At 59.0% G+C, this 13,462-nt stretch carries 10 protein-coding genes; 3 read left to right on the top strand and 7 right to left on the bottom strand.

The features are described from left to right. Positions 1-850: 850 nt before the first annotated feature. Positions 851-1,714, top strand: a complete 864-nt coding sequence (locus B4056_RS02520; protein WP_039382084.1) for a nucleoside-specific channel-forming protein Tsx — start codon at positions 851-853, stop codon at positions 1,712-1,714. Between the two features lie 54 nt (positions 1,715-1,768). On the opposite strand, the gene yjdN is transcribed toward B4056_RS02520, so the two are convergent. The 4 genes from yjdN to B4056_RS02500 all read right to left on the bottom strand — a co-directional run bounded on the left by yjdN (position 1,769) and on the right by B4056_RS02500 (position 6,212). Next, on the bottom strand, positions 1,769-2,206 hold the full coding sequence (gene yjdN, locus B4056_RS02515; protein ID WP_039382083.1) for a VOC family metalloprotein YjdN: 438 nt from the start codon (positions 2,204-2,206) through the stop codon (positions 1,769-1,771). A gap of 162 nt (positions 2,207-2,368) precedes the next feature. Further along, complete coding sequence (locus B4056_RS02510; RefSeq protein WP_288653735.1) at positions 2,369-3,685, bottom strand: c-type cytochrome; 1,317 nt, start codon at positions 3,683-3,685, stop codon at positions 2,369-2,371. Between the two features lie 11 nt (positions 3,686-3,696). Then, positions 3,697-5,481: a GMC family oxidoreductase gene (locus B4056_RS02505; protein ID WP_071668433.1), complete on the bottom strand. Its 1,785-nt coding sequence runs from the start codon at positions 5,479-5,481 to the stop codon at positions 3,697-3,699. Positions 5,482-5,483: 2 nt separating this feature from the next. Then, the gene (locus tag B4056_RS02500) at positions 5,484-6,212 is read right to left on the bottom strand and encodes a gluconate 2-dehydrogenase subunit 3 family protein (RefSeq protein WP_094111316.1); all 729 of its coding nucleotides are present in this window, start codon (positions 6,210-6,212) and stop codon (positions 5,484-5,486) included. A 296-nt stretch (positions 6,213-6,508) separates the two neighbouring features. On the opposite strand from B4056_RS02500, the gene sbmA reads away from it, so the two are divergent. Further along, positions 6,509-7,759, top strand: a complete 1,251-nt coding sequence (sbmA, locus tag B4056_RS02495) for a peptide antibiotic transporter SbmA (protein WP_094111315.1) — start codon at positions 6,509-6,511, stop codon at positions 7,757-7,759. Positions 7,760-7,834: 75 nt separating this feature from the next. Here sbmA and B4056_RS02490 read toward each other — a convergent pair whose 3' ends face one another. Beyond that, positions 7,835-9,475 carry a dihydroxyacetone kinase subunit DhaK gene (locus B4056_RS02490; RefSeq protein WP_288653732.1) on the bottom strand — a complete coding sequence of 547 codons (1,641 nt, stop codon included), beginning with the start codon at positions 9,473-9,475 and terminating at the stop codon, positions 7,835-7,837. 131 nt (positions 9,476-9,606) lie between these two features. Next, positions 9,607-10,794, bottom strand: coding sequence for an MFS transporter (locus B4056_RS02485; RefSeq protein ID WP_288653731.1), 1,188 nt, complete (start codon positions 10,792-10,794; stop codon positions 9,607-9,609). 105 nt (positions 10,795-10,899) lie between these two features. On the opposite strand from B4056_RS02485, the gene B4056_RS02480 reads away from it, so the two are divergent. Beyond that, entirely contained in the window at positions 10,900-11,856 is a 957-nt protein-coding gene (locus tag B4056_RS02480; RefSeq protein ID WP_288653730.1) for an AraC family transcriptional regulator, read from the top strand. Positions 11,857-11,859: 3 nt separating this feature from the next. Here B4056_RS02480 and B4056_RS02475 read toward each other — a convergent pair whose 3' ends face one another. Next, a complete protein-coding gene (locus tag B4056_RS02475; RefSeq protein WP_094111311.1) occupies positions 11,860-13,404 on the bottom strand; it encodes a methyl-accepting chemotaxis protein in 1,545 nt (514 codons plus the stop codon). Positions 13,405-13,462 lie beyond the last annotated feature (58 nt).

The raw sequence follows: 13,462 nt of genomic DNA, 5'->3' as shown, positions 1-13,462 counted from the left end.
CGCCCGGCGCTGCGGATGGCGCCCCTTTTCCCCGCCTGCAAATCCTTTATTTTTTCATTCTTAAAAGTAGCGAAACCTGAAGCTCAGGCGCAGAACTGCCAGCCATGAAAAAACAACATAAAGAAAAAAGACAATCAGCGGCGGGAAGCGCCATCCGGGTCCGCCGGGGGAGGGCACGGTTCCGGGATGAGCCGACAGGACGTCGGCGAAAGGGCGCGGTGAGCAGGAGCGAATGGCGGCCGGTCCCGGGGAAGCGGGCGTGAGCGAGGGAACCGCGCAGCGGCGGACGGGGCTGGCGCAGGGCCGGGGAGTGCAGAGGGCGCGGCCAGGCGTCCTCTGCCCGGTCACCGCGCCGGGGCACAGGCTGCTGCCGGCGCTGACGGCGAACGGAACCGGCCCCAGCGCCCCGTAGCGAACGGAATTGGCGCTTAACATACGCCCCGGCGCAGGACCGGAGCACAGGCTGCTGCCGCCGCTGACGGCGAACGGAACCGCCTCCGTGGCGAACGGAACCGGCGCTTAACCCGGAACCGGTGCCCGTAGCAAACGGAACCGGCGTCCACGCCCCACTCCCAATCGTATCTCTTCGCGACCACGTAAACGGTTGCGGAGTTCCGTTCGCTGCAGATAGAATATGTGACAATTGTCACAAAATAACTGAATCCTATTGCAACACTTTTTGACAAATGTGATGAAAATCTATTTTCTAACGCTCTGTTACAGGCACATTACGCGGGCCTGAAGGCTGGCAGTCAGCACGCGTTATCGCCGCATACTGCTCAATACCCGGGAACGTACTCATTCGATCGTGGCATCTCTGCGGCGATCCTCAGCAAGTGGTCAAACAATAATGAAATTTAAATCGTTGATAGCAGGTGCATTACTGATTGGTAGCGGAATGGGCGCAGCGCAGGCAGAGAGCGACCCGCAATATCTGTCTGACTGGTGGCATCAGAGCGTAAACGTGGTGGGCAGCACCCATACCCGTTTCGGGCCGCAGTTTAATAACGACGTCTACCTGGAATATGAAGCCTTTACCAAACAGGAGTGGTTCGATTTTTACGGCTACATCGATTTGCCAAACTTCTTCGGTGCGGGCAACAGCAACGCCAATGGCATCTTCGATCACGGCACGCCGCTGTTTATGGAAATTGAGCCGCGCCTGTCGCTCGACAAGCTGGCGGGCACCAGCCTGGCATTCGGTCCGTTTAAAGAGTGGTTCTTTGCCAACAACTATATCTACGATATGGGCCGCAACAGCGACAACCGGCAGAACACCTGGTATATGGGTCTCGGTACCGATATCGACACCCACAGCGATGTCGGTCTCTCGCTTAACGTTTACGCCAAATATCAGTGGGAAAACTACGGCGCGGCCAACGAGAACAGCTGGGATGGTTACCGCTTCAAGGTAAAATATTTTGTGCCAATTACCGACCTGTGGGGCGGCAAGCTGAGCTATATCGGCTTTACCAACTTTGACTGGGGCTCCGATCTGCGCGATAAATCTGACCGCTCGCGCACCAGCAACTCTGTTGCCTCAAGCCATATTTTATCGCTGAACTACGATCACTGGCACGTCTCTGCCGTTGCGCGTTATTTCCATAACGGCGGTCAGTGGGCGGATGGTCAGGAGCTGAATTTCGGCAATGGTCCGTTTGAAGTGAAATCAACCGGCTGGGGTTACTATCTGGTGGCAGGTTACAACTTCTAAGCATGGCAGTTTTGCCCCGCCGGATGCAGCGCCGGAGGGGCAAAAACAGAGGCGTTAATCCTGCGATTTCACGACGTTGATGCGCCACGGAATGTTGAACTTATCGATAAACATGCCGAAGCCGTCTGACCAGAATGTCTTCTGCCATTCGGTCGTGATTTTGCCGCCAGCAGAGAGTTTATCAAACCACTCTTTGCCCTCTTTCTCATCGGTGGTTGCCAGGCTTACCGCATAACCCGCGTGCTCAGAGGCCGGTGGCTTGCTGGTATCGCCGTCGCTCAGCATCAGCTCGCCCTGACCAATCTGCAGATGTGCATGCATGATTTTTTCCGGTGGCAGCGGCGGTGCGGATTTATCGCCCACCTGCTCTCCCTGCTCCGGATTATCGCCGAAGGTCATTTTTTGCAGCACTTTGCCGCCGGTGGCCTGCAGGTAAAATTCGATGGCTTCTTCACAGCGACCATACAGAAACAAATAAGGACTTACTTGCATCGTTCCCTCCGCTTATCAGTTAGTGAGCTTTTGCACTCACCACTAAGTGTAGACGATCGCGTTCAGCCCCCGCCCGCGCTGGCTTTGGCTGATCCGTCGCTGTTTTTCGCCCATAAAAAATCCGGGCACCAGGCCCGGATAATTAACGCTCCGCAGGCGCGCTTACTTCTCTAATGCGTGGATATCCGCGCTGCCCTGATAAGGCTGTACCGTTTTATCCTTACGCTGCTTCGCCACGTCGCCAGCCGTTACGCGGGTGGTAACGCCGTTGCCCCAGCTGCTGCGAATAAAGTTCACCACATCCGCAACCTGCTGGTCGCTGAGACGCCAGCCAAATGCCGGCATGGTGATGGTCGTCGGCGCGCCTTTCACGCCTGGGAGCGTACCGCCCACCAGCACAATGTGGATCAGCGAAGCCGGATCGTCAGCCATCACGACCGGGTTGCCGCGCAGCGCCGGATAGAAGCGCTGATAGCCTGAACCGTCAGTTTTATGGCAGGCAGCACAGCTGTCTACGTAGACTGACGCGCCCGGCTGGCTGTCATCGCCGTGCCACAGCGCTTTCGCTACCGTATCATCCGGGGTAAATACCGCCTGCTGCGGATCTTTGGCGCCCAGCGACTTCAGATACTTCGCAATCGCGCTGATATCCTCATCGCTGAGATGCTGCAGGCTGTGTTCCACCACCTCGGTCATACCGCCAAACGCCGCGGTGTGATCGTTACGGCCAAAGCGCAGGAACTGCTTCAGCTCCTCTTCGCTCCAGCGGCCCAGCCCGTCACGGTTGTCACCGCGCAGATTGCTGGCGGTCCAGCCATCAATCGGTGCGTTGCTGCCGGCAAGGTAGTCGCTGCCGTCACCGTTGTTCAGCGCTTTCTCCTGCATCGTAATGCTGCGCGGCGTATGGCACGCTCCGCAGTGTCCGAGCCCTTCAACCAGATAGCGTCCGCGCGCCAGCGCCGGATCTTCCTGTGCGGCGGGCTGGAACGCTTTCACGTCCGGTGCAAAGATGCCGCGCCAGATCGCCAGCGGCCAGCGCATGGAGAGCGGCCAAGGAATGTCGCTCTCTTTGTTCGCCTGGCTGACCGGCGCCACGCCGTGCATAAAATAAGCGTAAAGCGCTTTCATATCCTCGTCGCTGACAACCGCGTAGGAGGGATAAGGCATCGCCGGATAGAGCGTATCGCCATTTTTCGCTACGCCATGACGCACTGCTTTCTGAAAGTCGTCATAGCTGTAGTCACCAATGCCGGTCGCTTTATCAGGTGTGATATTGGTGGAGTAGATGGTGCCAATCGGCGTCGCCATTGCCAGTCCGCCGGCAAACGGCTTGCCGCCGGCCGCGCTATGGCAGGCCACGCAGTCCCCGGCGCGCGCCAGATATTCACCGCGTTTGATCAGTGATTCGGCGGCCACATCGTCAGCCAGCGCGCTGAACGTCAGGGTGCCCAGCATCAGGGCCAAAACTGATTTCATCATCGTCATGTTCCTTATGCCTGTACCAGCGGACCCGGGTTTTTCAGATACTGTTCGCGGATCGCTTTCGCTGACCAGTAGCTCAGTGCAGCGACCATACCGGTCGGGTTATAGCCCAGCCCCTGCGGGAAAGCTGACGCCCCCGGCACAAAGACGTTGGGCACATCCCAGCTCTGCAGATAGCGGTTGACCGCGCTGGTCTGCGGATCTTCACCCATGATCGCACCGCCGCTCATATGTGTGGTCTGATAGGAGGTCGTATCAAAATGGGTTCCCGGCGCTTTGGCGGAGCCGATAATGGTTTTCGGGTTCATCGCCTCGGTGATCTTGCGCATCTTGCCAATCATAAACTGCGCCATTTTGATGTCGTTATCCTGCCAGTCAAAGGTCATACGCAGCAGCGGCTGGCCGTACGCATCTTTATAGTTGGGATCGAGATCGAGATAGTTAGCGCGATAGGACTGGTGCGCACCGTGCGCATCCATGGAAACATGGTGCGTATAGGTATCGGCTACCGCCGCTTTCCACTGGCTGCCCCAGCCTGGCGTACCGGCTGGCACCGGCACGCCGGAGATAGGCTTGGTGCCGGCCTGGTTAACCCAGAAAGGAGACCCGCCAACAAAACCGTGCGGCCCGTGATCAAAGTTGTCCGCGTTAAAATCATCTACCGCCACACCCGCCCCGCCTGCGCCGATAAACGGGTTGGTGGTGGTGTTTTTATCAAACAGCGCTTTCAGCGTGGAGAGATTCTGATAGGCGAAGTTGCGCCCCACCACGCCCTCATTAGTGATCGGATTATAAGGTTTGCCGATCCCGGAGAGCAGCATCAGGTGAACATTGTGGAACTGGAAGGCGGAGAGGATCACCAGATCGGCCGGCTGCACCACTTCACGTCCCTGACCATCAAGGTAGGTTACGCCGGTAGCGCGCTTTTTATCATCGGTCAGATTGACGCGCAGAACGTATGAATTGTTGCGCAGCTCAAACTTCGGCTCCTGACGCAGTGCCGGCAGGATATTGACGTTAGGCGACGCTTTGGAATACATGTAGCAGGCGTAGCCGCTGCAGAAGCCGCAGAAGTTGCACGGCCCCATCTGTGCACCGTAGGTATTAGTATAGGGTCCGGAGGTGTTCGCTGATGGCATATCATAAGGGTGATAGCCAACCGACTCCGCCGCCTGCGCAAACAGCTGCGCAGAGTAAGTACGCTTCTGTGCCGGCAGCGGAAAGTCGCTGGAGCGATCCGGCGCAAACGGGTTGCCGCCGTGTGCGTTATTGACCACTTTGCCCTTGATTGACCAGGCGCTGCCGGAGGTGCCAAACACCTTTTCGGCTTTGTCGAAGAACGGTTCCAGCTCATCGTAGCTGACGCCAAAATCCTGAATGGTCATGCCTTCCGGAATAAAGCTTTTACCGTAGCGCTGCTCATAGTGGCTGCGCAGATTCAGCTCAACCGGATCGACGCGGAAATGCACGCCGGACCAGTGCAGGCCCGCACCGCCGGTGCCGGTGCCGGGCAGAAAAGCGGCCAGCTGGCGATAAGGCACCGCGGTCTGCGACGCATCGTGACGGATAGTCACGGTGCTTTTAGAGAGGTCCTGAAACAGCTTTTTGCGAACGTTGTAGGTCAGTTCATCAATCGACTGCGGATAAGAGCCGTCCGGATAGGTGTCGCGATGCGGACCGCGCTCCAGCGCAACGACGTTAAGACCCGCTTCGGTCAGCTCTTTCGCCATAATGGCGCCCGCCCAGCCAAAGCCCACAATCACTGCATCAACTTGTTTTAATTCGTTTGCCACGCTTACGCCCTCGCTCCGCGAATGTCGACTGACGGGAACGGATAACGTTCACCGCGCTCTACCCAATCCATAAAGTCGGCGCGGGCGCCCGGGAAGCCAATCAGCTTCCAGCCCACCATGCCCTGGTTGCCGCCATGAATCGGGTCGCAGAAAAAGCCTTCGCGTGTATTCTGCAGCAGGTAAGAGAAAAAGGTTTTTGCCGGCAGCTGGGCAAACTCAGCCTTACCGGTTTCGAAGGCGCTCAGCAGCGCATCCTGCTGTTCGCCGCTCAGGCTGGCGAACACCTTGCCATGCTGTTTCTGACTCCAGGCATTGGCGTCGGCAATGCCTAAGCGATAAATCTGCTGCGGCACCAGCGGCAGCTGGTAGCCCAGTTCTTTCGGCATATCCGGGTGAAAAGGTCCCTGCATATACCAGTTGCTGCCGGTGGCGTAAGGCGTATTCATCTGACGATCGATAAATTCCGGTACGCCTGCTTCCAGCGCGCCTGGTCCGCGCTCGTCGCTGGGGATCAGCCGCGCCACGGCGGCGGTGATGAAGGCAAACTCTTCGGCGGTAAACCAGCCTGGCTGATAGTCGCGTGCCGGCTGCGCTGGCGCTGCTGCATCGCTGGCAGCAGCAGGCGCGACCAGCACGCCCATGGCGGTTGAACCGACCGCCATAGCGGGTGCGAGGGTGATCGTCCTCAGCAGGAAATCACGACGTGAATGACCCTTTTTTTGTTCTGACATGACATTGCCTCAGTACCGCATATAATGCGGCATGGAAGGTTAAGTAGTTGCGTTGTAATGGTTTTTATTCTTGACTTAAGGGATACAGCACGTTTGTTACCGGTAACAAGATGACAATTGTAACACCGAAACGGTAACGAATTTAGTTTTCCGAAACAATTACGCACAAAATACTTAACATTTTCCCGCGCTGGTTTACATTCCGGCGACGGAATTGTCATGCCCGGAAACAACCCACTACAGACAGATAAACAGAAATAGCGGTATAAACGTGTCTACACCACAGCGGAGTGCTTATGTTTAAATCCTTTTTTCCGCGGCCCGGCGCATTTTTCAGCTCGGCAGCGATTTGGAGCGTGCTTGTTATTTTTGCCTGGTTTGGCTTTTTCAGCGACCTGCCGGCGCGCTGGCCCGCACTGCAGGCCGCGATGCAGCAGCCGCTGCCTACCAATGCCAGCCGGTTTATTCACGCCAGCCAGCTCTGGTTTTACGGCTACTACTGGTCTGCGGTTGCGCTGTTTGCCCTGGCGTGGATGATAATCGATCGCCATCCGTGGCAGCGCTGGTCGGTCTGGGGCACGGCGCTCATCATCTTTGTCACCTGGTTCAACGTCCAGGTCAACGTGGCGGTCAACGCCTGGTATGAGCCGTTTTACGATCTGATTCAGAAAGCGCTGACCAAAGCGGGTGCCGTACAAATTAACCAGTTTTACAGCGAAATCAGCGACTTTCTCGGCATCGCGCTTATCGCCGTGACGATTCTGGTCGCCAACGTCTTTTTCATCAGCCACTGGATTTTCCGCTGGCGTACCGCGATGAACAGCTACTACATGCACAACTGGCAGCGTCTGCGGCATGTGGAGGGGGCGGCACAGCGTGTGCAGGAAGATACGATGCGTTTCTCCACCACGCTGGAGGACTGGGGCGTCAGCTTTATTAAGGCGATCATGACGCTGGTAGCGTTCCTGCCGGTGCTGCTGGCGCTGTCGAAACATGTGAAAGATATACCGATTCTCGGTTCGATACCCTATGGCCTGGTGATCGCCGCTATTCTCTGGTCGGTGTTCGGCACCGCGCTGCTGGCGCTGGTCGGCATTAAGCTGCCGGGACTGGAGTTCCGCAATCAGCGGGTGGAAGCGGCCTACCGTAAAGAGCTGGTCTATGGCGAAGACGATCCGTCGCGCGCGTCACCGCCCACGGTGCAGGCGCTGTTCAGCCGGGTGCGCTACAACTATTTCCGGCTCTACTTCCACTACCTCTATTTCAACGTCACGCGTTTTCTCTATCTGCAGGTAGATAATGTCTTTGGCGTGTTTCTGCTGTTTCCGGCGATCGTGGCCGGTGCGCTGACGCTGGGCCTGATGAATCAGATCCTCAACGTGTTTGACCAGGTACGCTCCTCCTTCCAGTATCTGATCACCTCCTGGTCGACGCTGGTCGAGCTGATGTCTATCTACAAGCGTCTGCGCAGCTTTGAGCAGATCCTGCAGGATATCCCGCATCAGGAGATGCTGCGCGAGGCGGCGAAAGAGCCAGCCGGCGAGTAACGGCATCCTGCGCCCGCCTTCTGCATGGCCGGGAAGGCGGGCGCAGCCTGGTGCGGTGTCACCCTGGCAGGCAACTCAGCCTGCCATCACCTGAAACACTTTCTCTACCGCATACGCACCGGGATCTTTTACCCCATCCAGACTCTGCTGGTTGAGATAGGCTGAGCGTCCCGCTTTCGCACTGTTCATCTGCGCCGTAGCCTCTGCGCCCTGCGCCGCCGCCTGCGCGGCCGCCGTCAGCGATTCGCCCGCCACCAGTTTTTCCAGCGCCGGCTGCAGCGCATCAATCAGCGTGCGATCGCCCGGCTGCGCGCCGCCATAGTGCTTCATGCGCTCCAGCCCCTGCATCAGCGCCTCCGGCAGTGAGCTGCCCTCTTCCAGATGCTGTCCGGCGGAGGTAAACAGAATCGACATCAGTACGCCGCTGGAGCCGCCCATCGCCCCTGCCAGCTGCTCGCCAATCAGCGCGATCAGCGTCGGCAGCTCGTTCAGCGGCAGCTGCTTCTCCTGCAGCGCGCGCTGAATACGTTTTGCACCCGCAGCAAACGTGGAGCCGGTATCACCATCGCCCACTTTTGCATCCAGCGTATTCAGTTCACTCTCCAGATCGATGAGCGTCTGCGTAACGCGCGTGATCCAGCCCGCCACCTCATCATTTTCAGAGGGATCGAAGTCGAGCGCGCTGCTGACTTTCTCTGCCGTCTGCAGATTGATGGGCGCAAACTCATAGGGCGCAACCCAGCCCTGCACCTGAACCGGTGCCTGCAGCGCCAGCAGGAACGGCTCTTCCAGCGCCAGCACGGAGAGTGAAAAGCCTTTCATATCCAGCGCGCTGACCAGCGTAGCGGGACCGATAAGATGGGTAATACGCGCGGCCAGCGGCGTGCGCAGGACTTCACGCGTCAGCAGCGCCAGCTCCAGCTGCGAAAAACCGCCTAAATTGTTGATAAGCAATAGCGCCAGCTTACCGTCCGGCAGCGCCTGCGCCAGTTTATCCGTCATCAGAGCGGTGATTTTTCCGCTGTCCTGCGTATCCAGCGTAATGACCCCCGGCTCGCCGTGGATCCCCATACCGAGTTCACTGTGGCCTGGCGCCACGCGCGCTTCGCGCTTCTCACCCGGAAGATGGCAGGTCGCAAACGCCAGACCAATAGAGAAAACAGACTCAATCGCCCGCTGCGCCAGCGCCTTCACCTCCTGCAGTGAATGCCCGTGCTCAGCCGCGTAGCCAGCAATCTTATGCACCAGTGCGGTGCCGGCGAGACCGCGCGGCTGCGGGTTTTCAGGCAGCGCAATATCATCCTCGACCATGACCAGTTCTACGTGATAGCCCAGGTTTTTGGCTTTCTCAGCCGCCAGACCAAAATTAAGGCGATCGCCGGTATAGTTTTTAACGATCAGCAGACAGCCCGCGTCACCGGTCACGTTGATAATGGCGTTAAGCACCGCCTCCACGCTGGGCGATGCGAAAATATCACCGCAGACGGCCGCAGTCAGCATCCCTTTGCCGACGAACCCGGCGTGCGCCGGCTCATGGCCCGATCCGCCACCTGAGATCAGCGCCACCCGGCTTTTATCCCAGTCTGAACGCACCACAACGCGGATATCATCGCCCAAATCGAGACGACGCAGGTTACGCCACGGCGTGCTGAGTAAAATACCTTCGATGGCTTCGTTAATCAGATCGTTCTTTTCATGCATAAAAAACTGGCTCATCGCTTTTTTCCCCCTGGTGTAGTTGTCACTAAAGGTAGCGCATCTGTGCAGAAAACCGTCAAAGCAACGCGCGGAAATGCAAAGGGCGGCACACGCCGCCCCTGAATCAGAAAAAGCCCTGCCGCTGCACCTTAGCCATGCTGCCTGACGCGCGTGTAGATGGTTACCGCCGCCAGCAGCATCATGACGCCGCTTGCCATAAAGACGCCGCCCGCGCCCTGCAGGTCAAACATCCAGCCGCCGGCCGCCGCGCCCGCCGTGATCGCCAGCTGAATGGTCGCCACCAGCAGTCCGCCGCCCGACTCTGCATCATCAGGCACGGCACGCGAAATCCATGCTGACCAGCCGGTGGGCATGGAGCCAAATGCCAGTCCCCATAGCGCCACGCCGGCTCCCACCAGCCACGGCAGCTGCGCCATTGCGGAGAGTACCACCGCCGTCACGCTCATCAGCAGCGCCATGCCGGTCAGCGTCAGCGAGACGCTGCGCGTAACCAGCACGCCCGCCAGCGAGGTGCCAAAGAAGTTAGCTATTCCAAACGCCAGCAGCGCGAGCGACAGCTGATTAACGTTAAGCTGCGTGCTGCCCTCCAGATAAGGTCGCAGGTAGGTAAAGAAAGCAAAATGTCCGGTAAACATCAGGATCACCGCCAGCATGCCCCAGCGCATGACGCCCTGGCGCAGCAGATCAAGCACGCCGCCGCTTTGCGTCCGGTTTTCCGGCGGCATTGCCGGCAGCGTGAAGAACTGCCACAGCAGCGCCAGCACGCCCAGCAGCCCCGTCATCAGAAAAATGTTGCGCCAGCCAATCACATCGCCGAGATAGCTGCCGAGCGGTGCCGCAATAATTGTCGCCAGCGAGATGCCGCTAAAGACAATCGATAGCGCGCGCGGCACCTGCTCCGCCGGCACCAGTCGCATGGTAATGGCGGTTGACAGCGTCCAGAAGCCGCCAATCGCCATACCCAGCAGCACACGTGCCAGCAGGATCATCGGCAGACTGTCCGCCAGCGCCACCAGCAGCGCCGAGGCGATAAGCAGCAGGGTAAATGCCAGCATCACCAGACGACGATCAAACCGCCGCGTAAGCGTGCCGATCACCAGACTGGTGAGCAGCGCAACCAGCGCGGTTACCGTCACCGTCTGCCCCGCCTGACCTTCACTGACCTGCAGCGACGCGGCTATCGGCGTCAGCAGGCTGACCGGCAGGAACTCAGCGGTGATCAGGCCAAACACGCCAAATGCCATGGCAAATACCGCGCCCCACGCGGGTTTTTCTGCCACCGCGCGGGCAGCTGTCAGTTCAGTTTCCAGACTCATTTGCGATCCCCATCACAAAAAAATAGTTTCGCTAAGGATAGAGCGCTGCGGTAAGACGATCTATGATACAGAAAGTTTATTAGTTGATAATTCGTCTGGATTGCGATGAGCCGTTATGAAGATTTAACCAGCGAGCTGCTGATGGGCATGCGCCTGTACGGCGTAAAATATCAGCGTATTGCGCTGCATGCGCCTTTTGGCCTGCAGTATGACGACGCGCCTGGCCGGGCGCAGCTGCATTTTGTCGGGCGCGGTACGCTGCTGCTGCGCGCCGCTTCCGGTACGATCTATCCGCTGCAGGCAGGCGATGCGTTACTGATCCCGCACGGAAAAACGCATGCGCTGATCTCAGATGAGACGGCGCACTGTGAACCGATCACCACGTTTAACAGTAAGCCCATCTGCCCCAGCGTCTGCGCGATCAACGATGCGGCAGATGCCGATCTCTGTCCGGCGGATAGCGATGTGATCCTGTTCAGCGCCTGCATGGCGTTTGAACTGGGCGGTATGCAGCCGCTGGTACACACCATGCCGGATGTCATGCTGGTCAGCACCCTGCTGGGACAGTATCCGGAAATCCAGCCGATTCTGGATGCGATGGAGCGGGAAACCCGCCAGCGCAAAGCGGGCTTCGCCGGTATTCTGTCGCGGCTGGCGGATGTGGTGGCCGCGCAGATTGTGCGCGGCTGGGTAGAGAACGGCTGCGGCGCCGGCAGCGGTCTGGTCCAGGCGCTGCGCGATCCGCGCCTGAGCCTGGCGATGGCGGCGATGCACCGTGCGCCGGGAGAAAACTGGACGGTGGAGCGGCTGGCGCGTGCGTCCGGCAGCTCGCGCTCGGTATTTGCTGCCCGCTTTCAGAACGCCACCGGCATGACGCCGCTGCGCTATCTTACCGAACTGCGTATGCGGCTGGCGAAAGAGCGTATCGTTGATCAGGGCGAGGCGGTAGAGAGCGTTGCGTTTGAGCTTGGCTACGGATCGCTGGCTGCGTTCAGCCGCGCCTTTAAACGGATAACGGGCACGTCACCCGGCGCGCTGCGCGCCGGGCGGGAAGTAGCATAAGCGTTAGCGAAAGACGCTAATCGCCTCAACCAGGCGGTTCGCCTGATGCGCCATGCGGGTTGAGGCTTCTGCGCCTTCAGCCACGCGCGCGGCGTTTTGATGGGTGATATCATCCAGATCTTCTACCGCCGTGCTGACCTCGCTCAGCGCCGTGGCCTGCTCGGCGGTGGCTGCGCTGATCTGCGCAATCAGCGTCGTCACGTTCTGCACCTGGCTGACAATATCCTGCATGGTGCGGCCGGCGGCTGCCGCATAGTCGTTGCCTGACGCTACGCGGCTGGCGCTGGTCTCTACCAGCGTTTTGATTTCGCTGGCGGCTTTTGCGCTGCGCTGCGCGAGATTGCGCACTTCACCCGCGACTACGGCAAACCCTTTACCCTGCTCACCGGCCCGCGCCGCCTCTACCGCCGCATTGAGCGCGAGGATATTGGTCTGAAAGGCGATGCTGTCGATCACGCTGGTGATGCTGGCGATGCGTTTCGCGCTGTCGGCAATATCGCCCATCATGCCTGCCATCTCCTGCATCACCTCGCCACCTTTGATAGCAGCGTGGCTGGTGGTGCCCGACAGCGCATTGACCTCGCTGGCGGTTTCCGTGTTGCTCTTCACGGTGGCCGTCATCTCATTCATGGTGGCGGCCGTCTGCTGCACGTTAGCGGCTGCCTGTTCAGTCCGGCGGGAGAGCTCACTGTTACTGCGCGCCATCGCATCGCTGGCGCTGAGGACGTTGATCGCCTGGCCACTGACGTCATCCACCAGCCAGCGGAACATCAGTCCCAGCTGGCCAATAGCGCGCAGCGTCATGCCGATTTCATCCACGCGGTCGGGCTGATCGACTTTATGGCTGTTGCCGGTCGCCACGCTCAGCGCCTGCTGGCACATCCGCTCAATGGGGCGTGAAATTTGCTGCTCCAGCCAGAGGCTCGCCAGCAGCAGGCAGAGTGCCGTCGCAACGCTGAAGCCGCCGAGTGCCAGCGCCGTCAGGCCTGCCCCCCAGGCGCTGCCCGCTATCAGCGGCAGCAGCAGCGCCAGCGCTGAACGAATGCGCCAGCGCAGCGGCAGCGTTTTCAGCAGTGAGGTGGCGCGGCGCCAGCCGCTGCCGATAATCAATCCTTTATAGAAGCAGCGTCCTTTGCTGCGCCCTTCGCGAAAATCGCGGTACAGGGTTTCAGCCTGCTGCACTTCCGCTGCTGAAGGTTTGGTCCGCACCGACATATAGCCGCGCACGCATCCTTCGCGTACCACCGGCACCGCATTGGCCCGCACCCAGTAGTGATCGCCATTCTTACGCCGGTTTTTCACCAGTGCGCTCCAGGGCTGCCCCTGCTTCAGGGTATGCCACATATCGGCAAAGGCTTCGGGCGGCATATCCGGATGGCGCACCATGTTGTGGGGCTGACCGTTTACCTCTTCCGGCGTGAAGCCGCTGACCTCAATAAAAGCGTCGTTGGCGTAGGTAATATGGCTGCTGAGATCGGTAGTCGACATCAGCGTCGCATCGTCATTGAAAACGAATTCACGCTGTGTCACGGGCTGGTTATTGCGCATACAGAGATCCCTGGTCAATTCAGGCTGATAAACGTTATTCCGGATCTATCGGCTGATT

Origin of the sequence: Pantoea sp. UBA7232 (assembly GCF_002473195.1) — a bacterium.
Taxonomy (GTDB): Bacteria; Pseudomonadota; Gammaproteobacteria; order Enterobacterales; family Enterobacteriaceae; genus Pantoea; species Pantoea eucrina.
The sequence above is the reverse complement of the archived record's forward strand: the minus strand, read 5'-3'. Positions and strand labels throughout refer to the sequence as shown.

Excerpts from the sequence above, each read along its gene's own strand:
- B4056_RS02520 (WP_039382084.1), top strand. The coding sequence starts at position 851 with ATGAAATTTAAATCGTTGATAGCAGGTGCATTACTGATTGGTAGCGGA.
- B4056_RS02490 (WP_288653732.1), bottom strand. The coding sequence starts at position 9,475 with ATGAGCCAGTTTTTTATGCATGAAAAGAACGATCTGATTAACGAAGCC.
- B4056_RS02480 (WP_288653730.1), top strand. The coding sequence starts at position 10,900 with ATGAGCCGTTATGAAGATTTAACCAGCGAGCTGCTGATGGGCATGCGC.
- B4056_RS02500 (WP_094111316.1), bottom strand. The coding sequence starts at position 6,212 with ATGTCAGAACAAAAAAAGGGTCATTCACGTCGTGATTTCCTGCTGAGG.
- B4056_RS02485 (WP_288653731.1), bottom strand. The coding sequence starts at position 10,794 with ATGAGTCTGGAAACTGAACTGACAGCTGCCCGCGCGGTGGCAGAAAAA.
- sbmA (WP_094111315.1), top strand. The coding sequence starts at position 6,509 with ATGTTTAAATCCTTTTTTCCGCGGCCCGGCGCATTTTTCAGCTCGGCA.
- yjdN (WP_039382083.1), bottom strand. The coding sequence starts at position 2,206 with ATGCAAGTAAGTCCTTATTTGTTTCTGTATGGTCGCTGTGAAGAAGCC.
- B4056_RS02510 (WP_288653735.1), bottom strand. The coding sequence starts at position 3,685 with ATGATGAAATCAGTTTTGGCCCTGATGCTGGGCACCCTGACGTTCAGC.
- B4056_RS02475 (WP_094111311.1), bottom strand. The coding sequence starts at position 13,404 with ATGCGCAATAACCAGCCCGTGACACAGCGTGAATTCGTTTTCAATGAC.